The organism is Chelatococcus composti, assembly GCF_014201415.1.
Taxonomy (GTDB): domain Bacteria; phylum Pseudomonadota; class Alphaproteobacteria; order Rhizobiales; family Beijerinckiaceae; genus Chelatococcus_A; species Chelatococcus_A composti.
Map to the genome: position 1 here is coordinate 124,530 of NZ_JACHEH010000005.1, position 24,840 is coordinate 149,369.

Sequence of the window (24,840 nt, forward strand, 5' to 3'; positions counted from 1 at the left end):
CTAGCCGCGGCGGCGCCGAGACTTGGTCCGTTCTCGCCTGCCGCCGCCGAGGAAGTTTCGGTATTTCGGCCGGGCGGCGAAAGACTCTCGCCGCCTCAGCCGAGCACCGACTGCAGGAACTCGCGCGTGCGCGGCTCGGCCGGGGCCGTGAAGATGCGCTCGGGCTCACCCTCCTCGACGATGCGGCCCTTGTCGAAGAAGCAGACCCGGTCCGACACCTCGCGCGCGAAGCGCATCTCGTGCGTGACGAGCAGCATGGTGAGGTCGTGCTCGCTGGCGAGATTACGGATGACGCCGAGCACCTCGCCCACGAGCTGCGGGTCGAGCGCCGAGGTCGGCTCGTCGAAGAGCAGCACGCGCGGGCGCATGGCGAGCGCGCGGGCGATCGCGACGCGCTGCTGCTGACCGCCGGAGAGCTGGGCGGGATATTGGTCCTTCTTGTCGGCGAGGCCGACCATGCGCAGCAGGTCGATGGCACGGCACTCGGCCTCGGCACGCGACAGGCCGAGCACGGCGACCGGCGCCTCGGTGACGTTGCGCAGCACGCTCATGTGCGGGAAGAGGTTGAAGCTCTGGAACACCATGCCGACGTGGCTGCGGATCTGGTGCAGGTGCCGGTCGCTGGCGCGGAAGGGGCCCTTGCCGTTCGGCTCGTGATAGGGAATGCCGGCGAGCGTCAGCTGTCCTTCCTGGAAAGGCTCCAGCGTCATGAGGATGCGCAGCACCGTCGACTTGCCCGAGCCCGAGGGACCGATGAGCGTCACCTTCTCGCCCGGCGCGACGGAGAAGTTGAAGTCGTCGAGCACGGTGAGCGCGCCGAAGCGCTTGGTCACACCCCGGAACTCGATGACGGGCGCGGCGGCGGCGCTCGCCGCATCCGGCTGTTGTGCAAGGACCTTGTTCATCGCAGCGGTATCCCGGCTTTCGGCAGCACCTTCTCAAGTCGATGGATGCCGGCCGAGCAGATGAGGGTGAGCAGAAGGAAGATGATGCCGACCATCGACAGCGGCACGAGATATTCGAAGGTGCGCTCGCCGATCATGTTGGCGAGGCCGAGCATCTCGAGCACGGTGACGACGGAGAGCACAGGCGTCTCCTTGAGCATGGCGACGAGGTAGTTTCCCATGGTCGGGACGATGCGCGGCACCATCTGCGGGATGACGATGTCGCGATAGGTCTGCCAGCGCGTCATGTTGAGCGCCGTCGCGGCCTCCCACTGCCCGCGCGGGATGGCCTCGATGCCACCGCGGTAGACCTCCGACGTATAGGCGGAATATTGCAGGCCGAGCGCGATGACGCCGGTGAGGAAGGCCGGCAAAGTGATCCCGTAGTCGGGCAGCACGTAGTAGAGGAAGAAGAGCTGCACGAGGAGCGGCGTGTCGCGCAGGAACTCGACGACGAAGGCCGTCGTCAGGGCCACCGCCTTGATGCGGCTGCGGCGCAGGAGCGCGAAGGCGAGGCCGAGCACGAGGGCGAGCGCGAAGCCGGCCGCCGCCGCCTGCAGCGTCACGGTGAGACCGATCAGCAGGATCGGCAGGATGGACGCCGCATAGGTGAGCGGCGTCGTGAGATCCCATGTGTAGCCGTACATCATGCGTGCGCCGCCCTCGGAAAGGCCGCCCCGCGCCGCACCATCCGCTCGATAAGGCGCATGGCGAGCATGAGCACCAGCGACATCAGGAAGTAGCCGACGAGCGTCAGCGTGTAGACGGTGGCGCTGTCGAGCGTGATGTTGCGGATCGACTGGGCGCGGAAGGTCAGGTCCGCGATGGAGATGAGCGAGACGAGCGAGGAGAGCTTCAGCGTCTCGATGGCGAGATTGCCGAAGGCCGGCATCATCTCGACGATCGCCTGCGGCAGGCAGATGCGCATGAGCGTGTGCACGCGCCCGAAGTTGAGCGCCCGCGCCGCCTCGCGCTGCGCCACCGGCACGGCATTGAGCGCTCCGCGCACGATCTCCGAGCCATAGGCACCGACGTGGAGCGACAGGCCGACGATGCCTGTCGTCACCGGATCGAAGGACAGGCCGACGAGCGGCAGGGCGTAATAGAGCCAGAAGAGCTGCACGAGCAGGGAGGTGCCGCGAAACACCTCGGTGTAGCACAGCGCGAGCGTCGAGACGGCGCGCCCGCCCTCGACGCGGGCGATGCCGGCGGCGAAGGCGAGCGCCGCCCCGATGGCGATGGAGGCCAGCGTGATCCATGCGGTCACGAGGGCGCCCTGCGCCAGGGATGGCAGATAGGTGAGCCAGTCCATCGCGGCCCTCCCGGTCGGACGTCGTGGACGGGAATGTCGCGCCCGGCCCGACCGGGCGCGACGCTGCGCTCTAGCCCAGGGTCACTTGCCGGCGCACAGGTCGGCGACGTTCTTCTCGGACGCCGCCTTGATGCTCTCCTCGCTGAGGCCGTACGAGGCGAGGATCTTCTTGTACTCGTCCGTCTTGCGGAACTCGACGAGCTCCTTGTTGAAGGCGTCGTGAAGGTCCTTGTCCTCGGGGCGGAAGGCGAAGCCGCCATAGTTGCGCACCGGCTTGTTGTCGACGACCGGGTCGGTGAAGGGCTTCACCTGCTCGACCGCCCCCTGGCCCTTGGCGAGGTTGGCGACGGTGAGCTCGGTCGCCGCATAGGCATCGGTGCGGCTCTGCACGGTGGCGAGCGCATCGGCATTGGCCGTGATGAACACCACCTGCTCGTCCTTGACGCCGACGGCGCGCAGGAAGTCGATGTTGTTGGCGCCGGAAACGACGGCCACCTTCAGCGACGGGTCCTTGGCGATGTCGGCATAGGTCGTCAGGCCCTTCGGGTTGCCCTTCTTGACGAGCAGGCCCTCGCCATAGCTCGAGTTCGGCTCCGTGAAGGCCACCTGCTTGCAGCGCTCGGGCGAGATGTTCTGCTCGGCCGCGACGAAGTCGTAGCGGTTGGCCTTGAGGCCGGGGATCAGGGTGCCGAAGGGCGTCACCGTCCAGTTGATCTCGGTGATGCCCATGCGCTTCAGCACGGCGATGGCGACCTCCGGGCCGATGCCGGCGGCGGAGCCGTCCGCCGTCATGTAGCCGTAGGGCACCTCGTTGGCGGTGGCGGCGCGGATGTAGCCCTGGGACTTGATCTCGTCGAGGCTCGCGGCCTGGGCGGTGCCGAGGCCGAGAACGAGGGCGATGGCGGCGGCGCCGGTGGCAAGGAACGGTTTCATCGATCTTCTCCTCTGGTCTTCAATCGTCCGCATGCCGATTGGCTCGGCTTTCGGCGCTGCCGCCGGCGGAAATGGCTTGGCCGCTAGCGCGGCGAGCGGGTCAGGGCGCCTCCTCGATCGTTGCAGTGACGAAGAGGCAGTCGCCCGGCTTGACGAGGCCGGGAAAATGCCGCGCCGCGAGGATGCCGCCGTGCTTCGCGCGCATCGCGAGGGGGGCGAGCCCCGTGCGCGCGATGGGGTGGATCAGCGCGACCACCTCCCCTTCCGAAACCTCCTCGCCGAGGTCCCTGACGAAGGCGACGAGGCCCGCCTCCTCGGCGAAGACGAAGCAGTCGTCCGACGGCATGTCGAGGAAGCGGCTCGCGGCCGGCTCCGGCTGTCCGGCGAGGATGCCGGCGTGCCGCAGCACGTTGGCGACGCCGCGCCGGGCGATGGCGATGGTGCGCGCGCTTGCGGTGCCGCCACCGCCGAGCTCGGTGGTGACGAAGACCTTGCCCATCTCCTCGACGGTCGTGTCGTACATGCCGACCGCGTCGATCTCGCGCATGCGCATCGAATAGGGAGCGCCGAAGGCGGCCACTGCTGCGAAGCAGCGCGCCTCTTGCGCCTTGTCGGGCAGTTCGTGCGCGGCCGCATAGGGCACGAAATCGAGCGTGCGCCCGCCGGAATGGAAGTCGAGCACGATATCGGCGAGCGGCACGAGATGGCGGGTGAAGTAGTCCGCGATCTTCTCCGTCACCGTGCCGTCCGGCCGGCCTGGGAAGGAGCGGTTGAGATTGCCGCGGTCGATGGGCGAGGTGCGCGTGCCGGCCGCAAAGGCCGGGTAGTTCATGGCCGGCACGATGATGACGCGCCCGCTCACCTCCTCCGGCGTGAGGCGCTGCGCGAGGTCGAACAGCGCCGCCGGCCCCTCGTATTCGTCGCCGTGATTGCCACCGGTGACGAGGGCCGTCGGCCCTTCCCCGCCCGCGACGACGGTGATCGGGATCATCACCGAACCCCAGGCACTGTCGTCGCGGCTGTAGGGCAGGCGCAGGTGCCCGTGCCGCACGCCGGGTGCGGCAAGGTCGATGGTCGGCACGACCGGCGAGGGGCGCAGGGCGGGGTTCATGAGCACGGGTCTTCAGTCCCTGACGAAGAGCTGGCGCGGCACGTTCGACAGGCACGCGACGCCGTCTTCGGTGATGACGATGCTCTCGGTGATCTCGAGGCCCATGTCCTCGAGCCACAGCCCCGTCATGAAGTGGAAGGTCATGCCCGGCTCCAGGACCGTGCGATCGCCCGGCCTGAGGCTCATGGTGCGCTCACCCCAGTCGGGCGGATAGCTGAGGCCGATCGGATAGCCGGTGCGGTTGTCCTTGACGATGCCGTAGCGCCTGAGCACCGCGAAGAAGGCATTGGCGATGTCCTCGCAGGTATTGCCGGGCTTCGCCGCTGCAAGCCCCGCCTCCATGCCCTCGAGCGTCGCCTTCTCCGCATCGAGGAAGGCCTGCGTCGGCCTGCCGAGAAAGACGGTGCGCGACAGCGGGCAGTGATAGCGCCTGTAGCAGCCGGCGATCTCGAAGAAGGTGCCCTCGCCCTCGCGCATCGGCGCGTCGTCCCAGGTCAGGTGCGGGGCGGAGGCATCGGCGCCCGAGGGCAGGAGCGGCACGATGGCGGGATAATCGCCGCCGTAGCCGTCCGCGCCGCGGATGCCGGCGTCGTAGATCTCGGCGACGAGGTCGCTCTTGCGCATGCCGGGCTTCACGACCTCCAGGATGCGCGCGTGCATCTTCTCGACGATGCGGCCCGCCTTGCGCATGTAGTCGAGCTCGGTCGTGCTCTTGACCGCGCGCTGCCAGTTGACGAGCGCCGTCGCATCCTTGAAGCGCGCGTTCGGCAGGTGTTTCTGCAGCGAGGCGTAGGCGGCGGCGCTGAAATAGTAGTTGTCCATCTCGACGCCGACGGCGGCATTGCCCCAGCCGCGGTCCGTGATGATCTGCGACAGCAGGTCCATCGGATGGCGTTCGGTGGACTGCACGTAGTGGTCCGGATAGGCGAGGATGTTGTCGTCGCCGATCCAGGCCGTGCGCCGGGCGCCGTTGGCATCCTGCGTACGGCCGTACCAGACCGGCTCGCCGTCGCCGGCAACGAGCACGCACTGGTGCACATAGAAGGACCAGCCGTCGTAGCCGGTCAGCCAGTGCATGTTGGAAGGGTCGGTAACGATCAGGAGATCGATGCCCGCCTTCTCCATCGCCGCACGCGTCTTGGCGAGGCGCGCGGCGTATTCCTCCCGCGAGAAGTTGAGTGTGGCTGCGCTCACGCGTCCGCTCCCGTCCTTGTCGTTGTGTCGAAGGCCATGCCGGCATCCGCTTCCACCGCACGGCGGTGGGCGAGGATGGCGATGGCCGTATCCTGCACGCCGGTGCCCGTCAGGTCGCACAGGGTGATCTCGTCCTCGCTCCGCCGGCCCGGAGCGAGGCCCGCGACGACGGCGCCGAGCTCGGCAAAGGCCGTCTCGTCGGTGATGACACCGGCGGCGATAGCGTGGTGCAGTTCGCCGAGCCGGCGCGTCTGCTTCAGGCTGTCGGCGACATAGGTGGCGCGGCCGAAGACCGCCGGGTCGATCTCGTTCTTGTGCTCGGCGTCCGAGCCCATGGCCGTGACATGCTGGCCGGGGCGGAGCCAGTCCGCCTTCAGGATCGGCGCCTCGGCCGGCGTCGTGGTGACGATCACATCGGCGCCGGTCACGGCGCTCTCAGCGTTCTCCGTCGCCGTGACGGCGATGCCGAGCTTGTCGGCCATGGCCGCCGCCGTCTCGCGCGCCTTCTCCGCGTCGCGCGCCCAGATGCGCGCCTCGGCGATCGGCCTGACCAGCGCCAGCGCCTCGAGCTGCAGGCGCGCCTGCACGCCCGCACCGAGGATGGCGGCGACACGCGCATCCGGCCGGGCGAGGTGCTTCGCCGCCACCGCGCCGGCCGCGGCGGTGCGCACGTCGGTGAGATAGCCGTTGTCGAGAAACAGCGCCTCGACGAGCCCCGTATGGGCGGAAAAGAGGATCATGAGCCCGTTGAGGCTCGGCAGACCGATCTTCGGATTGTCGAAGAAACCGGGGCTCACCTTGATGGCGAAGCTGCCGAGGCCGGGCACGTAGGCGCTCTTCACGTCCACCTCGCCGCGGTGTTCGGGGACGTCGATGCGCATGATCGGCGGCATCGCCACGGCCTTCGTCGCAAGCGCGGCGAAGGCCCCCTCCACCGCATCGACGGCGCTCCTGTCGAGGGCGACGATGCGGCGCAGCTCAGCCTCGCCCAGGATCAGCATGCGGCTCACGCGGCACCTCCTTCCGCCACGATGGCGCGATGGCGCTCCGGATCGATGTTGCGCCCGGTGACGAGCGCGACGACCGGGCCGTCAGCCGCGATCCGGCCGGCGAGGATGGCGGCGACGCCGACCGCACCCGCGCCCTCCACCACCTCGCCCTCGGCATGGAAGGCGTGGCAGATGCCGGCGGCGATCTCCGCCTCGTCGATGAGCACGACATCGTCCAGCAGCGCCCGGCACATGGCGAAGGTGTAGCGGTTGGCAAGCCCGATGCCGCCGCCGAGGGAATCGGCCAGCGTCTCCACCTCCTCCACGGCGACGGGCCGGCCGGCCCCGAGGCTCGCGTGCATGGCCGCGCCGCGCGCCATGGAGATGCCGATCACGCGCACGGACGGCTTCACGCCCTTGACCGCCGCCGCCACGCCCGCGGCGAGCCCGCCGCCGGACAGCGGCACGAGCATCGTGGCAAGGTCCGGCAGTTCCTCCACCACCTCGAGGCCGAGGGTGCCCTGGCCGGCGATGACATCCGGATGGTCGAAAGGCGGGATGGCCGTCAGCCCCTCCTCGCTCACGAGGCGGTCGACTTCGACCTGGGCGTCGTCCTGCGAGCGGCCGACGATGCGCACTTCGGCGCCGAGCGCCCGCACGGCCTCTACCTTGTTGGCCGGCACGAGCGCCGAGAGGCAGACGACGGCGCGGATATCGAGCGCCTTCGCCGCATGGGCGAGCGCGCGACCGTGGTTGCCGGTCGAGGCCGTGGCGACACCGCGCCGGCGCGCATCATCACCAAGCGCGAGAAGCGCGTTGGTGGCGCCGCGCAGCTTGAAGCTGCCGGTTTCCTGCCGGCTGTCGAGCTTGAGGAAGACGGGCGCGCCCAGCCGCCCCGTCAGGCTCGGCGAATGCACCAGCGGCGTCGCCGATACCCTTCCCGCAAGCGCACCTCGCGCGCGCTCGATCGCGGCGAGGCCGACCGGCGGAGCGTCAATGGGTGGCGCGTCGATTGACCTGGGCCCGGCAGATGACATGGGCGAAGGCAGCTCCCGTCACTGGTTCGGGAGCATGCTCGGACCACGCATGTATCATGTCAATCGAAACATTAAATCATTACAATTTTTCGTCAGGCGATGGCGTCGACGTCGTAGATGGGCGGCAACTGGGCGAAGGTGTCGCGCACCGCCTCCAGCGTCTCGCGCAGGGCCGCGTGCGACAGGCGCCCGCCGAGGCAGATGCGGATGCCGCCCGCCGGCCGCTCTTCGCCGGCGACAAAGGGATCGGAGGGCGTCACGGCGATGCCGCGGCGCGCCAGCTGGCGCACCAGCCCCTCCTCGCTCCAGTGCGGCGGCACGGCGAGCCAGGCGCTGAGCGAGAGCGGGTGGCTGCCGGCCACATAGGAGCCGAGCACCTCGGCGACGATCGCCTGGCGCGCCTGCGCCTCGGCCCTTTGCAGGGCCACGAGCTCGTCCGCCGTGCCGTCCTCCACCCAGCGCGTCGCGATCTCCGCCGCGAGGTTGGTGGCGCTCCAGCTCGTCACGCGCAGGATGCTGGCGACACGGATGGCATATTGCGGCGGTACCACGAGATAGCCGACGCGCAGCCCCGTCAGCACCGACTTGGTGAAGCTGGTGACGAAAAAGGCAAGGTCCGGCAGGAGCTCGGCATAGGCGGGCAATGGCTCGGCGACCAGCGGCTTGTAGACCTCGTCCTCGATGATGAAGACGCCATGCCGGCGTGCCACCTCGGCGATCTGCCGGCGCCGCTCGGCTCCTGCCACGTGGCTCGTCGGATTGCCGAGGGTGGGCACCATGACAAGCGCGGCGACGTCGCCGCTGCGGCAGGCGGCCTCGAAAGCCTCCACCAGCACGCCCTCCCCGTCGGTCGGCAGGCCCCGCAAGGTGAAGCCGAGCACGTTGGCGAGGCCGATGATGCCGTGGTCGGTCAGGCTCTCCGTCAGCACCACGTCCCCGCGCCGCACCACGGCGGCGACGGCGAGGAACAGGCCGTGCGCCGCGCCGTTGGTGATGAGGATGCGGTTGCGATCCGTGCTGACGCCGAGCCGCGCCACCCATTGCTGGCCGGCGGCGCGATGCGCGTCGAGCCCGGCGATGGGCCGGCACGGGCGCATGAAGGTGCTGTTGTCCGCCTCGGCGAGCATGGTCATCATGGCCCGCGAGGCGCGCTCGTGCGCCTCCGTATAGACGGCGCGGATGATGGACAGGTCCGCCTTGTCACCCGGGCTGCGGTCGAGCATGAAGCGGTCGGCCTGCTCGGTGATGCGGCTGCGCACGAAGGTGCCGCGCCCCACCTCGCCGCTCAGGTAGCCGAGGCGCTCAGCCTCCTTGTAGCTGATGCTGACCGTCTGCACGGAGACACCGATGCGGCGCGCCAGCTCCCGGTGCGTCGGCATGCGCGCGCGCGGCGGCAGGAGGCCGGCCTCGATATCGGCGATGATCGCCTCGGTGAGCAGCTTGTGCTTGGTCGCGCCGGGCCGGCGCGGCAGCAGCGGATGCCATCCCCCGGCCGATCCGGATGCCGCGTCTCCATGGCCCGCCTCGCCGCCGGCGTCAACTTCGATGTGTCGCACCATGGATTGACCCGCTACAATGCCGCTTCGACATCATTACAATATCCGGCTGCGGGACGCGATGGCAAAACTCGACAGGATCGACCTCAACATCCTTTCCGTGCTGCAGCGCGACGGGCGCATCACGAAGCTGAGGCTCGCCGAGGCGGTCAACCTGTCGCCGACCGCCTGCTGGGAGCGGCTGAAGCGGCTCGAGGAGATCGGCCTCATCCGCGGCTACGAGGCGCGGCTCGACCTGGAGCGCATCGGCCGCTTCACGACCGTGCTCGTCGAGGTGACGCTGCGCAGCCACGCGCAGGCCGACTTCCGCCGCTTCGAAGATGCGATCGCGCGCGAGCCGCAGATCGTCGCCTGCGACGCCACCGGCGGCGGCGTCGACTACATCATGCGCGTCATGACGCGCGATATCGACAGCTATCAGCGCCTCATCGACCGGCTGCTGACGGCCGAGATCGGCATCGAGCGCTATTTCACCTATGTGGTGACCAAGACGATCAAGGCCGCCCCACCGAGCGTCGCCGAGATCGCCGCGACGGCCACGTAAGGCGCGATCAGCCCTGTCCGGGTGTGCCTGCGAAAGCCGCCGGGTTCTTCACCTCGATCTCGATGAAGGACAGCGGATGGTCGGAGCCGTTCATCACGTCGTGCTCGACGCCCGCCTGCCGCATGTAGGACTGGCCGGCGACGAGGTGGTTGTCGTGCACCTCCTTGCCGTCGTGGATGCGCAGGATGCCGTCCGTCAGCAGCACGACGAAATAGGGCCAGCCGTGGCTGTGCCAGCCGGTCACGGCGCCCGGCGCGAAATCCCAGCGCGTGATGCGGATGTTGGCGTCGTCGACCTGCACGGTGGGAACGGCGGGAACGGTGCATTTGAAGGCCATCGGATCACCTCACGGGACAGGTTTCAGGACAGGCGCGGACGGGGCAGCACCGCCGCCGCCGCTGCGACGAGGAGGGCAAGGCCGAGCCAGTCGGTGGCGGCCGGACGCTCGCCAATGAGGAGCATGGATCCGAGGACGCCGACGACGGGAACGAGCAGCGTGCCGAGGCTCATGGTGCCGGCCGGCACGCGCGCCAGCGCCGAAAACCAGACGAGATAGGCGAGCGCCTGGGCAAGGAGCACGTGATAGGCGAGCGCCGCGAGCACCTTCGGCCCCGGCCGGACAGGCGCCGGCAACCCCTCGAAGGCGAGCATGCCGGCAGCCGCCGCGGCGGCGCCGATGAGGAGCTGCCAGCCGGCGATGACGAGGGCGGAGGCGGGAACGGGATGGCGCTTGCCGATGACGGTGCCGAGCGCCCAGGCCATGCCGGCACCGAGCGCCAGCAGGAGCCCATAGGACCAGGCGCCGGCGAGGACGAGCGGCACGCCGAGCGCCGCAAGGCCGAGGACACCGAGCACAAGGCCCGCGCGCTTGCGCCCGTCGAGGCGCTCGCCGAGGAGCAGCCGGGCGAAGAGCGCGGCCCACAGTGGCATGGTGAAGGTCAGGATCGCCGCGCGGGAGGTCGGCGCCGCGAGCTGCGCGAAAGCGAGCAGGATGTTGAAGGCGGCGATCGAGAGAAGGCCGGTCAGGACAAGCACCGGCACCGCCCGCGCCGGCACCAGGAGCGGCAGGCCGCGCATCCGGGCGACGCCCATCAGCACCACCCCGCCCAGCGAAAGGCCGATGGTGCGCAGCGTCCACGGCGCGATCTCGTCGAGCGCGATGCGCACCGCCGGCCAGTTGAAGCCCCACAGCAGGGCGAGCAGCAGGACGGCGCCGAGGTGGCGCCCTTCGAGCGCCGCGGGGGTGGACGTGTCGGACGCGGCGCCCGTCGCGCTCATGAAACGATCCCGCCGAGTACCTCGTCCACCGCGGCGAGGAAGATGTCCGCATCGGCCTCGGAGAACACCAGCGGCGGGCGGATCTTGAGGACGTTGCCGCCGGGGCCGGAGGCACTGATGAGGATGCGCCGCTCGCGCAGGCCGTTGACGAGGCGCGCGGCGATGTCGCCCGCCGGGGCGCGGCTCTCCCGGTCGCGCACCAGCTCCACGCCCACGAACAGCCCCGCGCCGCGCACGTCACCGATCGCCTCATATCGCCGGGCGAGTTCATCGAACCCCGCCCTGAGGCGGGCGCCGACCCGCTGGGTATTCTCGAGCAGTCGCTCCTTCTCGATGACGTCGAGAACCGCCATGCCCGCCGCGCAGGAGACGGGATTGCCGCCGAAGGTGTTGAAGTAGCGCACGGTGCGGCCGAAGGTCTCGACGACCTCGGGGCGCACGACGAGCCCGGCGACGGGATGGCCGTTGCCCATGGGCTTGCCGAGGCTGACCATGTCGGGCGTGATGCCGTGGCGCGCAAAGCCCCACATGTGCGAGCCGGTGCGGCCGAAGCCCGGCTGCACCTCGTCGGCGATGAAGACACCGCCCGCCCGGCGGATCACCTCCACCGCCGGCGCGAGGAAGCCGGGCGGGTCGGCAAAGATTCCGTCGCTCGAGAAGATCGTGTCGACGATGAGGCCCGCGGGGCGGATGCCCGCCCGCTTCATGTCGGCAATGGCCGCCTCCACGTCCTCCGCAAAGCGCGCCCCGATGTCACCCTGCCCGCGATAGCTGTCGGGCGCCGGCACGGTGCGCACCGCCTCGCCGAGCGGCGCGCCCGGCCCGAGGGAGGGCGACATGCCAGCGAGCGTACCGGTGACGCCGTGATAGGCGTAGCGGGTGACGATGAAGCCCGTGCCGCCGGTGTGGGCCCGGGCAATGCGCAGGGCGAGGTCGTTGGCCTCGCTGCCCGTGCAGGTGAACATCACATGGCCGAGCGCGGGCGGGAACAGCGCCAGCAGCCGCTCGGCATAGTCGAGCACCAGGTCGTTGAGATAGCGCGTGTGCGTGTTGAGGATCGCCGCCTGCCGCGCGATCGCCTCCACCACATGCGGGTGGCAGTGCCCGACGCAGGCAACGTTGTTGTAGACGTCAAGATAGGCGTTTCCGTCCGGGTCGTAGAGCCGCGCCCCCTCCCCCCGCACCACGTGTACGGGGTTCTCATAGAACAGCCGGTAGGCAGGCCCCAGCAGCCGCTCGCGGCGGGCGATCATCTGCCTCTCGCGTTCGGGCACCGCTCCGGCGCCAGCCGGATTGTAGGCATTGATCATGGTCATGGGATTTCTCCCCTCGCAACGGCAGTGAGGAAGGTGCGGGCCTCGTCGCGCGTGAGCGCGGCGATGCGCTGCAGGCCGGCCCAGGCGGCGGCGTTGTTGCGCAGGATATAGGCGGCGTTCTCCGGGTAGCGGGCCGCACGCCAGCCACCTATCGAAACGATGAGCACGAGCCGGGCGGCGATGAGGTCGAACAGCACCGCGAGCTCGTCCTCATTGAGCGGCATGGCCTGCGCGTAGCCCGCCACAACGTCCGCGGCGCCGGCGAGCGGATGGCCCTCGTCGACGAGCTGGTAGGCGGCCGCGACGGCCACCTCCTGCACCAGCGGTGCCTGCACTGCGTCGCCGAAATCGATGAGCCCGGTCACCACATCCGGCGCATCCGGCGCGACGAGAAGATTGTGCGGATTACCGTCATTGTGGATCACCTGCCGCCGCAGGCCCGGCAGCACAGGCAGCGCATGGTCCTCGAACGCGTCAAGGAATCGCCGCGGCAGGCCGTGGTCGCGGCCCGGCGGCAGGTGGACAAAGAGGTCGCGCACCTTGGCCGCCTGCTGCAGGTCCCACAGGAGAGCCTGGTCGCCCGCGGGGTGGGCGAAGTCACCGAGCGCCCGGTCGAGCCGCGCGAGCAGCGCGCCGATCGCCCGTCGCTGGGCCGCGCTGCGCGGCGCCTCGGGCAGCGGCAGGCCGTCGAGATAGGAGAGGACGCGCAGGATGCGCGTGCCGTCCGGCCCGGAAATCTCGACCATGAGCGCGCCGTCCAGGGTCGGCACCGGCTCCGGCAAGGGCAGAAACGGATCACGCGAGCGCGCATGCTGCAGCGCCCGCATCTGGAAGTCGATGGCCTCCGGCTCCTCCGCCGGGTTGCCGAGCTTGAGCACGAAGCGCCGGCCGTCCGCATCGGTGATGAGGACGTTGCTGTCACGCTCGCCGGTCAGCGGCCGGGCCTTGACGACGAGACCGAAATGCTCCCGTGCCAGGCGCTCCGCCTCGGCGGCGTCGAGCTGCGAAACGCCGGTTGCCAGAAGGTCGCCCGCCGCCGGCGGGGTGCGTGAGGTCGACATCGTGCCCATCCGTCGCACGGTGCGTCAGCGGTCGGCCCGGGCAACAGCGGCATGCAGCAGCACGTTGACGCCGGGGGCCAGCTCCTCGAGGCTCGCGAACTCATTGTTGTTGTGGGTGATGCCGCCGCGGCAGGGGGTGAAGATCATCGCCGTCGGACAGATCCGCGCCAGGAAATAGGCGTCGTGCCCTGCCTGGCTCGGCAGGTCGCGGTGCGTGAAGCCGAGAGCCTGGGCCGTCTCGCGCACGCTCGCCACCATCTCCTCGTCGAAGATGCGCCCGCCCCACTGCCAGCGGTCGAGGATCTCGGCCGTGCAGCCGGCGCGCGCCGCCGCCTCGCCGATGGCACGCGTCACGCGCTCGGCCATCACGGCCGCCGTGGCCGGATCATCGTGGCGCACGTCGCAGACGCATTCGGCCCAGTCGGAGAGGATGCCGGCCTTGTTGGGCCAGGCCACCAGACGCGCCGCTGTCGCCTTGCCACCGGTTGCCGCCACCTCCCAGCCGAGGTCGTCGACTGCGACGAGCAGGCGCGCGGCAGCGACGAGCGCGTTGCGCCGCTTCTCCATGGCGCACGGACCGGTGTGGGCCGTCTCGCCGCGGAAGCCGACAAGGAAGCCGTGCGACGAATAGGCGTGGGTGACGACGCCCACCTGCACCTTCTCCGCGTCGAGGATCGGCCCCTGCTCGATGTGCAGCTCGAAATAGGCGTCGAGCGGGCGGCCGCCGACCGGCGCCTCGCCGAGATAGCCGATGCGCTTCAGCTCCTCGCCGAAGGTCGGGCCGTCGTCGGCCGGCCGGCCGTGCACAAAGTCGAGGCTGTAGGCACCGGCGAAGCAGCCGGAAGCCGTCATCGGCGGCGAGAAGCGGGCCCCCTCCTCGTTGGTCCAGTTGACGATCTCAATGGGCCGGCGCGTGACGTGACCGATGTCGTTGAGCCGGCGCACCACCTCGAGCGCGCCGAGCACGCCGACGATGCCGTCGAAGCGGCCGCCGTTGGCCTGGGTGTCGAGATGGCTGCCCATGACAACCGGCGGCAGGTCGTTCTCCCTCCCCGCGCGGCGGGCGAAGATGTTGCCGACCTTGTCGACCGTCACCGTCAGGCCCGCCTCGCGGCACCAGCTCACGAAAAGGTCGCGCATCTGCTTGTCGGCGTCGGTCAGCGCCAGGCGCGACAGGCCGCCCTCGCGCCCCACGCCGATCTCGGCCGAACGTTCGATGGTCGTCCAGAAGCGCTGGGCATCAATGCGCGTGTCACGCGGGAGGGTCGAGGAGGTTGCCATGGCGAAACTCTCGGAACGTCAGTCGGAAGGGAAAGCAATCACATCGGCGCCGAGGATGACGTCGCTGCCGCAGGTGATGTCGCGCTGGATGGCAGCGCGCGCCCCGGCAGGATCTGACCGGCGTATGGCGTCGAGCACCGCAGGGTGATGCTCGATCATCGCGCGCCCGCCGCGCTCGTAGGCGGCGGAGATGATCGGCCCGATCTTGAGCCACAGGCGATGCAGGATGGCTCGCAGCTGCCCGAGGCCGGCGACCTCGGCGAGCGCGAAGTGAAACACCTGGTTGAGGGCAACCGCCTCCTCCACGTGGCCTTCGGTGAAGGCGCGCTCGTTGTCGGCGAGGATGGAGGCGAGACGCGCAATGTCGTCGATCGTCGCCTTGCGCGCCGCATCTTCCGCCGCGAGCCCCTCGAGCACGAGGCGGATGCGGCGGATCTCGAGATATTCGTCGAGCTTGAGCACGGGCACGCGGATGTCGCGCGGGCTGCGCTGCACGAGCGCCCCGTCCTGCACCAGCCGCAGGATGGCGTCGCGCACGGGGGTGACGCTCGTGCCCATCTCCCCGGCGATGTCACGGATCTTCAGGCGCTCGCTGGGCCGCAGCTCGCCACGGACCAGCGCGTCGGCGATGCGCTGGTATACCGCTTCGCCGAGGCGCACGTGCTCGATCGCGTCGAAGGCGTGGTGCCCGATGCGCGCGCCCGTGCTATGGCGGTAGCGGTCGTTCACAGGCCCTATCCCGCAAGACCGCTCAGGAACTGCTCCAGGCAATCGCCGATCACGGAGACCTGGTAGCCGCCCTCCTGCACGACGACCGTCGGCAGGCCGGCCGCGGCGACCAGCCGGCCGATGCCGGCGAAGCCCTCCGTCGTGACGGACAGGACGCTGAGCGGATCGGCCTGGTGGCTGTCGTAGCCAAGCGCGATGACAAGCGCCTCGGCGCCGAAGTCAGCCACCGCCTCGAGCCCCCGCGCCACGGCAGCCTGGAAGGCCTTGTCGCCGCTGCCGGCCTCGAGCGGCAGGTTGAGGTTGAAGCCCTCGCCCTCGCCCGAGCCGCGCTCGTCGGCGTAGCCGATGTAGAAGGGGTAGTAGATCTGCGGATCGGCGTGGACGGACACCGTCAGCACGTCGGAGCGGCGGTAGAAGATCTCCTGCGTGCCGTCGCCGTGATGGGCGTCGACATCGAGGATGGCCACCTTGCCGAAACGCGAGCGCAGGCGCTGTGCGGCGATGGCCGAGTTGTTGAGATAGCAGAAGCCGGTGGCCCGGTCCGTGCGGGAGTGGTGACCGGAGGGACGGCAGAGCGCATAGGCGAAACGCTCGCCGCCGATGACGGCATCGGCCGCGGCGGTCGCCGTATGGGTGGAGCGAAGCACCGAGCGCCAGGTGTGCGGCCCGATCGGCACAGCAAGATCGCCGAGATAGTAGCCCGCCTCGGCCACCATGTGGCTGGTGCGGCAGGGCGGCCGGCCGTCGCGGTCAGGGCTGCCGTTCCAGTAGGGCGAGACGTTGGGCAGCACCTCCGGCCCGGCGTTGGGCAGCTTGACCCAGCGCTCGTAGGCCGTCGCCAGGAAGTCGAGATAGTGCGCCTTGTGGATGGTGAGCGCCGGTGCCGTGCCGAAGTCCTGCGGCGTCTCAGGCGTGATGCCCTTCCGCGCCAGCGCCCCGATCAGCGCCTCCGTGCGGCTTGGCAGATCGGTCGGGTCGGCGATGCGGCCGACCCGCATAAACTGCTTGGGATCGTGAAGATGCTGCTCGGGGTGAAAGAAAGCACGCATGCGCTCGGTTCCTCGGCTCCGCGGCCTCGCCCGGTCAGGCGACGGCCGCGCGGGGGTTCCAGTGGCGGCCAGGGATGGCCGCGATCAGTTGCTGGGTGTAGGCATGGCGGGGCGCGTTGAAGACCTCGCCCGGCGGGCCGAACTCGACGATGGCGCCGCGATACATCACCGCGATCTTGTCGCAGACCTCGGCCGCCACCCTCAGATCGTGGGTGATGAAGATGACGGCGATGTTCAGCTTCTTCTGCAGGTCCTGCAGCAGGTCGAGAACCTGCGCCTGCACTGACACGTCGAGCGCCGAGACGCTTTCGTCGGCCACGAGCAACTCCGGGTCGAGCGCGAGCGCGCGGGCGATGCCGACGCGCTGGCGCTGGCCGCCGGAGAACTCGTGGGGATAGCGATCGTAAGCGGAGGGGTCGAGCCCGACGAGCGACAGGAGCTCGCGCGCCTTCTTCTCGGCCTCGGCCAGCGGCATACCGTTCGCCACCGGACCGTCCGTCAGGATGCGGCCGATGGTCTGGCGCGGGTTGAGCGAGGCGAAGGGGTCCTGGAACACCATCTGCAGGTGCCGCCGCAGGGGCCGGAACGCCGCCTGCGACAGCGGCACGATATCCTTGCCGCGATAGAGGATCTGCCCGCCGTCGACGTCGGTGAGCTTCAGGATGCAGCGCCCGAGCGTCGACTTGCCGGAGCCGGATTCGCCCACGACGCCGAGCGTTTCGCCGCGGCGCAGCGTGAAGCTCACGTCGTCGACGGCCTTGACGATGCGCGGGCGCGTGAACAGACCACCGCCGCTGCGGTAGGTCTTGCGCAGGCCCCGCACCTCGAGCAGCACATCGCCATCGGCATCGGCGCGAGTCGCGTTCTCGTCCGGATGCGGCACCGCCGCGATGAGGCGGCGCGTGTAGGGATGCTTGGGCCGGTTGAGCACCTCGTCCGCCGTCCCCTGCTCCACGACGAGGCCCTTCTCCATCACCACCACCTTGTCGGCGATGTCGGCCACGACGCCGAAGTCGTGGGTGATGAAGAGCACGCCCATGCCCTTGGCACGCTGGATGCGGCGGATGAGATCGAGGATCTGCGCCTGCGTCGTCACGTCGAGTGCCGTCGTCGGCTCGTCGGCGATGAGCATCGCCGGCTCGAGGGCGAGCGCCATGGCGATCATGACGCGCTGGCGCTGGCCGCCGGACAGGCGGAAGGGATAGGAATGGCGCAGGCTCGCCGGGTCCGGCAGGCCGACGTAGTCGAGCAGCTCGAGCACGCGCTGCTCGCGGCTCGCGGCGTCGCCCTCCCCGTGCACCAGCATGACCTCGGCGATCTGGTCGCCCACGGTCATCAGCGGGTTGAGGGCTGACAGCGGCTCCTGGAAGATCATGGAGACCGTGCGGCCGCGCTCGCGGGCAAGCTCCGCCTCGCTCATGGCGAGCAGATCGCGCCCCTTGAGGAGGATGCGCCCGGACGACGGCTTCAGGTAGGACGGCAGCAGCCCCATGATGGCATTGGCCGTCATCGACTTGCCGGAGCCGGATTCGCCCACGACACAGAGGATCTCTCCGGCATTGAGCGTATAGGACAGATTCTCGACGGCGTACTTGCGGTCGAGCCCCGCCGGCAGCTCGATCGACAGGTTCTCGACCTGGAGAAGGGGGGTGGTCGCGTTCATCGTCTCGTCCTCACCCCTTGCGGCCACGCAGATGCGGGTTCATGGCGTCGTTCAGCCCCTCGCCGATGAGGTTGATGGCGAGGACGGTGATGAGGATGGCGAGGCCCGGGAAGACGCTGAGCCACCAGGCCTCACGCAGCATCGTGCGCGCCGCGCCGATCATGAAGCCCCAGCTCATCATGTTGCGGTCGCCGAGTCCGAGGAAGGACAGCGAGCTCTCCGTCAGGATGGCGGTCGCCACCATCAGCGAGGCCGTGACGATGATGGGCGAGATGGCGTTGGGCAGGATCTGGGTGGCCATGATGCGCGGCCCCGTCTGGCCCACGACCACCGCAGCCTGGACGAACTCGCGCGAGCGCAGGCTCAGGAACTCGCCGCGCACCAGCCGCGCCACCGGCGGCCAGGACACGACAGCGATGGCAAGCGTGATGGAGGTGATGTTGGGGCTGAAGATCGCCACCAGCACCACGGCCATGGCGAAGGCCGGGATGGTCTGGAAGAACTCGGTGAAGCGCATCAGCATGTCGTCCACGCGGCCGCCGTAGAAGCCGGCAAGCGCACCGATGGCAACGCCGATGACAACGGCAACCGCCGTGGAGATGATGCCAATGAGGAGCGAGACGCGCGCGCCATAGGCGATGCCAGCGGCGATGTCGCGGCCGAGCAGGTCCGTGCCGAGCGGATAGGCCGGATCCTCGAAGGGCGGCAGCAGCGGCTCGGCCACGCCCTGCCACGGGCTGCCGGGATAGAGGATCGGAGCGGCGAGCGCGACGAAGACGACGACCGCGAGAATGGCGAGGCCGATCAGCGCGCCGATGTTCTGCGCATAGCGGCGAAAGAAGCTCATGGCCGTTACCTTGCGGTTTCGATGCGCGGATCGACGAAGCGGTAGAGCAGATCCGTCACGAGGTTCACGAGCACGACGACGATCGCCGTCACGAGAAAGACGCCGAGCAGCACCGGATAGTCCCGCTGCATCAGCGCATCGAACATGAGGCGGCCAATGCCAGGCCAGGCGAAGACCGTCTCGGTGAGCACGGCGCCGCCGACAAGCTGGCCGGCCTGGACGCTGGCGAAGGTGAAGACCGGCAGGATGGCGTTGCGCAACACGTGGCGGCGGATGATGCGCCCCTTGGGCACACCCTTGGCGCGCGCGGTCTTCACAAAATCGAGGTTCATCACCTCGAGCATCGAGGCACGGGTGAGGCGCGTGTAGACGGCCGTGAAGAAGAGGCCGAGCGTCACCGTGGGCAGCACGAGGTGGTGGGCAATGTCGACGACCCGCGCCCAGCCCGTGTAGTTGGCGCCGATCGTCTCCATGTCGAAGGGCGGCAGCAGGTCGAGATGGATGGAGAAGACGAGCACCGCCATCAGCGCCACCCAGAACAGGGGCGTGGCGTAGAAGATGAGCGCTCCCGTCATGATGAGGCTGTCGCCGAAGCTGCCGCGCTTGTAGGCGGCAAGAACGCCGAGCACGACGCCGAGGATGAGCGAGAAGATGAAGGCGCTGCCCGTCAGCAGCAGCGTCGCCGGCAGGCGCTCCATGATGAGCTGTGCCACCGGCACCTGGTTGCGGTACGAATAGCCGAGGTCGCCCGACAGGATGTTCTGGAGATAGCTCCAGAGCTGCACGTAGACGGGCTGGTCGAGCCCGAACTGGGCACGCAGCTGTGCAATGAACTGCTCGTCTCCGGCCCCCGCCTCGCCGGCCAGCACCGAAGCGGGATCACCCGGCGCGAGCTGGATCAGCAGGAAGTTGAGGATCACCACGCCGAGGACCACGATGACGGCCTTGACGAGGCGCTGGATGAGGAATTCGAGCGTCTTCACGCCTTACTCCGGTTTGCCTGGGCGGCAGCGGCAGGGGGCATGGCCGGAAGAGCCGGCCCGCCCGGCGCCGCGCACAGCGCCGGGCTCCTGGAGCGGCCAGCGTTACTGGGCGATCCAAGTCTCGTCCATGGACTCGTTCACGCCGATGCCGGTGCGCACGAGTTCCTTCACCTTGTCGCGCCAGATGGTGACGTTGCGCTGCTCAAAGAGCAGGCCGAGCGGCATGTCGTCGGTGATGATCTTCTGCGCCTCGGCATAGGCAGCCTTGGCCTCCGCCTCATCCACCGCGCTCGCAGCCTTCAGGAACAGCTCGTCCACCACCGGGTTCTCGTAGCCCTCGTTGTTGGCGAAGGGCGTGCCCTTGATGATGTTGGACGACAGGTAGTGACGGGCGACGCCAAGCGCCGGGTCACCATACTGGTACGTGTAGTTGAAGGTGAGGTCGAAGTCCCAGTCGGAAACCGCCTTCGACCAGCCGCCGGCGTCGATGGAGACAAGCTCGGCCTTGAAGCCCAGCTGCTCGAGCTGCTGCTTCACGTACTCGGCGGTGCGGTCCCACTGCGCGCCGTAGGGGATCGGCATCACGCGGATGGTGTGCTCCTGCGGCTTGATGCCGGACTGGGCGAGCAGCTCCTTCGCCTTGGCCATGTCGAAGGGATACTTCACGACGTCGTCCGTGAAGAAGCGGGTCGTCGACGCGAAGGGGCTGACCGCGGTCTTGCCGAGTCCGAACCAGATGTTGCGGACGATGAAGTCGCGGTCGATCGCGTGCATGATCGCCTTGCGCGCGAGCTTGTTGTTGAACGGCGGCCTGCGCAGGTTCCACTCGATGAAGGCGAGCGGGGAGTACATCTCCCAGCCGTCCGTCGTGGTCTGCACGCCGTCGAGCTTTGACAGGCGGCGCACCTCGAAGCCTTCCACGTCGCCGCCGCGCAGCACGTCCACCGTGCCCTTCTCGAAGGCGACGGCACGCGAGGCCGCATCGGGAATGATGCGGAAGTAGAGCTCGTCGATGCGCGGCAGGCCAGGCTTCCAGTAGTCCTCGTTCTTCACGAGGTGGATGTAGGAGCCGCGCTTCCACTCCTTGAGCTTGAAGGGACCCGTGCCGATGGGCGTGTTGTTGGCCGGGTTGGTGCGGTAGTCGGTGCCGTCGTAGATGTGCTTCGGCACGACCGGGAAGGAGCTCAGCTCGAAGGCGTAGAGGAAGGCCGAGAAGGGCCGCTTGAGCTTGAAGACCACCTTGTCGGGCGACGGCGAAGTGATGCTCTCGACATAGGTGTTGACGATGTAGCGCCAGCGCGGATGCGCCTCGCGCAGGAACTTGTCGGCGGTGAAGATGACGTCATCGACCGTGAACGGCTTGCCGTCGTGCCACTTCACGCCTTCCTGCAGGGTGAAGGTGTAGGTAAGGCCGTCCTCGGAGACCTCCCAGGCCTTGGCGAGCGACGGCTGGAGCGACAGATCCTTCCCGTAGCTCAGGAGGCCCTGGTAGATCTGGCCGCCTACGTAGAGCGTCGGGCCCTGCGTGTTGAGCCCGACCATGAGGGTCGGCGGCTCGGGCTGGGCGATCATGTTGAGCGTGCCGCCCGATGTCGGCTTCTCCTGGGCGCCCGCCGCAGCGGCGAACGTGAGACCGGCAAGGCCTACGAGCCCTGCGATCAATCGGCTAGATTTCTTCATCCACTCCCCCTTTTTGGTTGCCCTGCCTTGCGGCTTGGCCTTGCCAGGGCATCGCAAGGCCTGTGCCAAACCGGTGCGCGACGAAGACGGGAGTGAAGCTGCGCGGGGCGGACATGCCACCCCCTGTTCGGCCCTTTGGCCGCTTCGCCCACCTGCGTTCGTCTCCTCCCGACGGGCGGCGGCGGCCTCGTGGCCGTTCTCGCCGGCACCCCCGTCAGCCTTGCGCCTGCTGCCCAAGGATGGGGCAGACGCCGCTCAATTAAGATGCATCATACAACATGAACGTCAATTATATTTGACGCCCGCGAGGTGGCTGCCCCCAGGATCAGACAACTGCTTCAATGAGGAAGGGGCTGCGCTGGCGCAGGGCTCCGTCGAAGAGACGGATAAAATCCTCAACGGTTTCCGCGCGTCCGGCCTCCACGCCCATGCCGCGCGCCATCGACACCCAGTCCAGCGCCGGCTCATCGAGCGTCAGCATGCGCCGGGCGTTGCGGCCGAAATGGTTGACACCCACGTTGCGCATCTCGCCTTCGAGGATCGCATAGCTGCGGTTGGCGAAGACGACGGTAACGACGTCGAGGTTCTCGCGCGCCTGGGTCCACAGGCCCTGCACCGTGTACATGCCGCTGCCGTCCGCCTGCAGCCCCACCACCTTGCGGTCGGGGCAGGCCACCGCGGCGCCGGCCGCGAGCGGGATGCCGATGCCGATCGCGCCGCCGGTGATTCGCAGATAATCGTGCTCGGCCGCATCGCGGGACAGCGCGAAGAACTTGGCCCCTGCCGTGATGCTCTCATCGCAGACGATGGCGCCTTCCGGCAGCATGCGCGCCACGACGAGAGCCACCGCGTCGCTCGTGAGGGCGCCGCTCGGAAAGCCCTCGTCGTCGGCAAAGCCTTGGCTCACGCGCACTGGCGCGTTGGGCGCGATGCCGAGCTCGTCCGCCAGCCACGCGAGCGCCTCGAAGAGGTCGTCACCCGGGCGCGCGAGATCGACGATCGCGCAGTCTTCGCGCACGAGAAGCCCCGGCTTGCCCGGATAGGCGAAGAAGGCGACCGGCACCTTGGCACCGACGACGATCATGGCGTCGATGTCGGCGAGGGCGGCGAGCGCCATGTCCACCGGATAGGGCACGTTATCGATACAGACCCGCCCCGCCCCGCGCTCCACGCGGCTGTTGGAAGTCTGCATCAGCAGGCGCGCACCCGTCGCGGAAGCGATCCTGTCGGCAATGGCGAGGGCGTCGGCGCGCAGCGCGCGGCCGGTCATGAGCAACGCGACGCGCTTGCCCGAGCGCAGCGTCTCGGCCGCCTGGCGCACGGCCTCGCGGGAGACCGAGCGGAACGGCGGCAGTGCGGCGCGGCGCGGCGGCGGCCCGGGCGGCACATCCCCCCAGGCGGCATCCGCCGGTAGCACGAGCGTTGCGACGCCCGGCAGACGCATGGCCGCCTCATAGGCTTCCAGCGTCTTGGCCTCCACCTCCTCGGCACGTTCGATGCGCCCAAACCACTGCGACATCGGGCGCGCGAGGCTTTCAATGTCGCTCGTCAGCGGCGCGTCATGCTTGAGGAAGTAGGTGGCGTGATCGCCCACGACGTTGATCATGGGCGTGCGGGCCCGCCGCGCGTTGTGCAGATTGGCGAGCCCGTTGGCGAGCCCCGGCCCGAGATGGAGGAGCGTAGCCGCCGGCTTGTCCGCCATGCGCGCATAGCCATCGGCGGCACCGGTCACGACGCCTTCGAACAGGCCGAGCACGCAGCGCATTTCGGGGCGGCGGTCGAGCGCCGCCACGAAATGCATCTCGGACGTACCGGGGTTGGCGAAACACACGTCGATATCGTTGGCGAGCAGCGTCTCGCACAACCGGTCGGCGCCGTTCATGTCATCCTCTCGGAAAGGGGTTTCTCGCGTTCAGACGCCGACAGCCTCTGCCAGCGCCGCCTCGAGGATATCGAGTCCTTCGCTGACCTGCGCCTCCGGAATCGTCAGGGGCGCCAGAAGGCGGATGATGTTGCCATCCGGCCCGCAGGTGAGAAGGATGAGCCCCTTTTCCTGCGCCTTGGCCACGAGTCGGCCGGCGAGTGCCCCGTCGGGCTCGCGCGTCGCGCGGTCCTTGACCAGCTCGAAGGCCACCATGGCGCCGAGGCCGCGCACGTCGCCGATGGCGTTGAAGCTGTTGCGCCGCGCCATCGCCTCAAGCCGCTCGCGCATCATGGCGCCGATCTTCTCGGCGCGCTCGCACAGCTTCTCCTCCTCGACCACGTCGAGCACCGCATGGGCGGCGGCAATGCCGATGGGGCTGCCGCCATAGGTGCCGCCGAGGCCGCCCGGCTGGGCCGCGTCCATGATCTCGGCCCGGCCGGTCACCGCCGCGAGCGGGAAGCCGCCGCCGAGGCCCTTGGCCATGGTAATGAGGTCCGGCACCACGCCGGCATGCTCGACCGCGAACATGCGGCCCGTACGGGCGATGCCGGTCTGGATCTCGTCGGCGATGAGCAGGATGCCGTGCTCGTCGCAGAGTGCGCGCAGCGCCTTCAGGAAGTCGAACGGCGCCGGATAGAAGCCGCCCTCGCCCTGCACCGGCTCGATGATGATGGCAGCGACCCGGGCCGGATCGACGTCGCTCTGGAAGAGCTGCTGCAGGCCCTTCAGCGCCTCGGCAGTGCCCACGCCGTGGTAGGTCTTCGGATAGGGCACGTGGAAAACATCAGCCGGAAACGGACCGAAGCCCTTCTTGTAGGGCGCGACCTTGCCCGTGAGCGCCATGCCCAGCAGCGTGCGGCCGTGGAAGGCACCGCCAAAGGCGACGACGGCCGGGCGGCCCGTGTAGGCGCGCGCGATCTTTACCGCGTTCTCCACCGCCTCGGCGCCGGTGGTGACGAACATCGTCTTCTTCGGATGATCGCCCGGCGTCAGGGCGTTGAGGCGCTCGGCGAGGCGGATGTAGCTCTCGTAGGGCGCGACATGGAAGCAGGTGTGGGTGAACTTTTCCGCCTGATCCTTCACCGCCGCAATGATGCGCGGATGACGGTGGCCCGTGTTGAGCACCGCGATGCCGGCGGCAAAGTCGATATAGCGCTTGCCGTCCACATCCCACAGCTCGGCGTTCTCCGCCCGTGCTGCATAGATCGGCTTGGTGGCGATGCCCTGGGGCACGGCCTCCTTGTGGCGTTTGCTGAGTGTCTGCGTCGTCATGGCCCTGGTCCCTGCCGCGGCTGCCGGTTATCGGTCCGCTCAAAATATTGAGCACGTCGCGGAAGGCAAGCCTCTCGACGGCGCGGAACACAGCCGATGCCGGGCCGACCGGACGCGCGCAACCGCTCCTTTCCCGC

Annotated in this window: 23 protein-coding genes; 1 reads left to right on the forward strand and 22 read right to left on the reverse strand. The window is 69.0% G+C overall.

Annotated elements, in window-relative coordinates:
• Positions 1-95 precede the first annotated feature (95 nt).
• The 9 genes from ehuA to ehuR form a co-directional block, all read right to left on the reverse strand.
• Positions 96-905: an ectoine/hydroxyectoine ABC transporter ATP-binding protein EhuA gene (gene ehuA / locus HNQ73_RS11845; RefSeq protein ID WP_183335081.1), complete on the reverse strand. Its 810-nt coding sequence runs from the start codon at positions 903-905 to the stop codon at positions 96-98.
• Positions 902-1,594 carry an ectoine/hydroxyectoine ABC transporter permease subunit EhuD gene (gene ehuD / locus HNQ73_RS11850; RefSeq protein ID WP_183335082.1) on the reverse strand — a complete coding sequence of 231 codons (693 nt, stop codon included), beginning with the start codon at positions 1,592-1,594 and terminating at the stop codon, positions 902-904. Before ehuD ends, ehuA begins: the two co-directional genes overlap by 4 nt.
• The gene (gene ehuC, locus HNQ73_RS11855; RefSeq protein WP_019403067.1) at positions 1,591-2,256 is read right to left on the reverse strand and encodes an ectoine/hydroxyectoine ABC transporter permease subunit EhuC; all 666 of its coding nucleotides are present in this window, start codon (positions 2,254-2,256) and stop codon (positions 1,591-1,593) included. Before ehuC ends, ehuD begins: the two co-directional genes overlap by 4 nt.
• Before the next feature lie 81 nt (positions 2,257-2,337).
• Positions 2,338-3,189 carry an ectoine/hydroxyectoine ABC transporter substrate-binding protein EhuB gene (ehuB, locus tag HNQ73_RS11860; protein ID WP_183335083.1) on the reverse strand — a complete coding sequence of 284 codons (852 nt, stop codon included), beginning with the start codon at positions 3,187-3,189 and terminating at the stop codon, positions 2,338-2,340.
• Positions 3,190-3,289: 100 nt separating this feature from the next.
• On the reverse strand, positions 3,290-4,300 hold the full coding sequence (doeB, locus tag HNQ73_RS11865) for a N(2)-acetyl-L-2,4-diaminobutanoate deacetylase DoeB (RefSeq protein WP_183335341.1): 1,011 nt from the start codon (positions 4,298-4,300) through the stop codon (positions 3,290-3,292).
• 12 nt (positions 4,301-4,312) lie between these two features.
• Complete coding sequence (doeA, locus tag HNQ73_RS11870) at positions 4,313-5,494, reverse strand: ectoine hydrolase DoeA (RefSeq protein WP_183335084.1); 1,182 nt, start codon at positions 5,492-5,494, stop codon at positions 4,313-4,315.
• Positions 5,491-6,504, reverse strand: coding sequence for an ectoine utilization protein EutC (eutC, locus tag HNQ73_RS11875; RefSeq protein ID WP_183335085.1), 1,014 nt, complete (start codon positions 6,502-6,504; stop codon positions 5,491-5,493). The genes doeA and eutC overlap by 4 nt, the downstream gene beginning before the upstream one ends.
• The gene (gene eutB, locus HNQ73_RS11880) at positions 6,501-7,520 is read right to left on the reverse strand and encodes a hydroxyectoine utilization dehydratase EutB (protein WP_183335086.1); all 1,020 of its coding nucleotides are present in this window, start codon (positions 7,518-7,520) and stop codon (positions 6,501-6,503) included. The genes eutC and eutB overlap by 4 nt, the downstream gene beginning before the upstream one ends.
• A 92-nt stretch (positions 7,521-7,612) precedes the next feature.
• The gene (gene ehuR / locus HNQ73_RS11885; protein ID WP_244650143.1) at positions 7,613-9,079 is read right to left on the reverse strand and encodes a MocR-like ectoine utilization transcription factor EhuR; all 1,467 of its coding nucleotides are present in this window, start codon (positions 9,077-9,079) and stop codon (positions 7,613-7,615) included.
• 58 nt (positions 9,080-9,137) lie between these two features.
• On the opposite strand from ehuR, the gene HNQ73_RS11890 reads away from it, so the two are divergent.
• A complete protein-coding gene (locus HNQ73_RS11890) occupies positions 9,138-9,620 on the forward strand; it encodes an Lrp/AsnC family transcriptional regulator (RefSeq protein WP_244650145.1) in 483 nt (160 codons plus the stop codon).
• Positions 9,621-9,627: 7 nt separating this feature from the next.
• Here HNQ73_RS11890 and HNQ73_RS11895 read toward each other — a convergent pair whose 3' ends face one another.
• The 13 genes from HNQ73_RS11895 to gabT all read right to left on the reverse strand — a co-directional run bounded on the left by HNQ73_RS11895 (position 9,628) and on the right by gabT (position 24,703).
• Complete coding sequence (locus HNQ73_RS11895) at positions 9,628-9,957, reverse strand: cupin domain-containing protein (RefSeq protein ID WP_183335088.1); 330 nt, start codon at positions 9,955-9,957, stop codon at positions 9,628-9,630.
• A 23-nt stretch (positions 9,958-9,980) separates the two neighbouring features.
• The gene (locus HNQ73_RS11900) at positions 9,981-10,898 is read right to left on the reverse strand and encodes a DMT family transporter (protein ID WP_183335089.1); all 918 of its coding nucleotides are present in this window, start codon (positions 10,896-10,898) and stop codon (positions 9,981-9,983) included.
• Complete coding sequence (locus HNQ73_RS11905; RefSeq protein WP_183335090.1) at positions 10,895-12,214, reverse strand: aspartate aminotransferase family protein; 1,320 nt, start codon at positions 12,212-12,214, stop codon at positions 10,895-10,897. The genes HNQ73_RS11900 and HNQ73_RS11905 overlap by 4 nt, the downstream gene beginning before the upstream one ends.
• Positions 12,211-13,275, reverse strand: coding sequence for a phosphotransferase (locus tag HNQ73_RS11910; protein ID WP_183335091.1), 1,065 nt, complete (start codon positions 13,273-13,275; stop codon positions 12,211-12,213). Before HNQ73_RS11910 ends, HNQ73_RS11905 begins: the two co-directional genes overlap by 4 nt.
• Positions 13,276-13,299: 24 nt before the next feature.
• The gene (locus HNQ73_RS11915; protein ID WP_183335092.1) at positions 13,300-14,556 is read right to left on the reverse strand and encodes a Zn-dependent hydrolase; all 1,257 of its coding nucleotides are present in this window, start codon (positions 14,554-14,556) and stop codon (positions 13,300-13,302) included.
• A gap of 18 nt (positions 14,557-14,574) precedes the next feature.
• Positions 14,575-15,285 carry a GntR family transcriptional regulator gene (locus HNQ73_RS11920; RefSeq protein WP_183335093.1) on the reverse strand — a complete coding sequence of 237 codons (711 nt, stop codon included), beginning with the start codon at positions 15,283-15,285 and terminating at the stop codon, positions 14,575-14,577.
• 5 nt (positions 15,286-15,290) lie between these two features.
• Entirely contained in the window at positions 15,291-16,334 is a 1,044-nt protein-coding gene (locus HNQ73_RS11925) for a histone deacetylase family protein (RefSeq protein ID WP_183335094.1), read from the reverse strand.
• A 34-nt stretch (positions 16,335-16,368) separates the two neighbouring features.
• Positions 16,369-17,997 (reverse strand): ABC transporter ATP-binding protein, encoded by a 1,629-nt coding sequence (locus HNQ73_RS11930; protein ID WP_183335095.1) that lies wholly within the window; start codon positions 17,995-17,997, stop codon positions 16,369-16,371.
• A gap of 10 nt (positions 17,998-18,007) precedes the next feature.
• Positions 18,008-18,844, reverse strand: a complete 837-nt coding sequence (locus tag HNQ73_RS11935; protein ID WP_183335096.1) for an ABC transporter permease — start codon at positions 18,842-18,844, stop codon at positions 18,008-18,010.
• 5 nt (positions 18,845-18,849) lie between these two features.
• Complete coding sequence (locus HNQ73_RS11940; protein WP_183335097.1) at positions 18,850-19,827, reverse strand: ABC transporter permease; 978 nt, start codon at positions 19,825-19,827, stop codon at positions 18,850-18,852.
• A gap of 102 nt (positions 19,828-19,929) precedes the next feature.
• The gene (locus tag HNQ73_RS11945) at positions 19,930-21,507 is read right to left on the reverse strand and encodes an ABC transporter substrate-binding protein (protein WP_210305171.1); all 1,578 of its coding nucleotides are present in this window, start codon (positions 21,505-21,507) and stop codon (positions 19,930-19,932) included.
• A gap of 325 nt (positions 21,508-21,832) precedes the next feature.
• Positions 21,833-23,389, reverse strand: a complete 1,557-nt coding sequence (locus HNQ73_RS11950; protein WP_183335098.1) for an acetolactate synthase large subunit — start codon at positions 23,387-23,389, stop codon at positions 21,833-21,835.
• A gap of 30 nt (positions 23,390-23,419) precedes the next feature.
• The gene (gene gabT / locus HNQ73_RS11955) at positions 23,420-24,703 is read right to left on the reverse strand and encodes a 4-aminobutyrate--2-oxoglutarate transaminase (RefSeq protein WP_183335099.1); all 1,284 of its coding nucleotides are present in this window, start codon (positions 24,701-24,703) and stop codon (positions 23,420-23,422) included.
• Positions 24,704-24,840 lie beyond the last annotated feature (137 nt).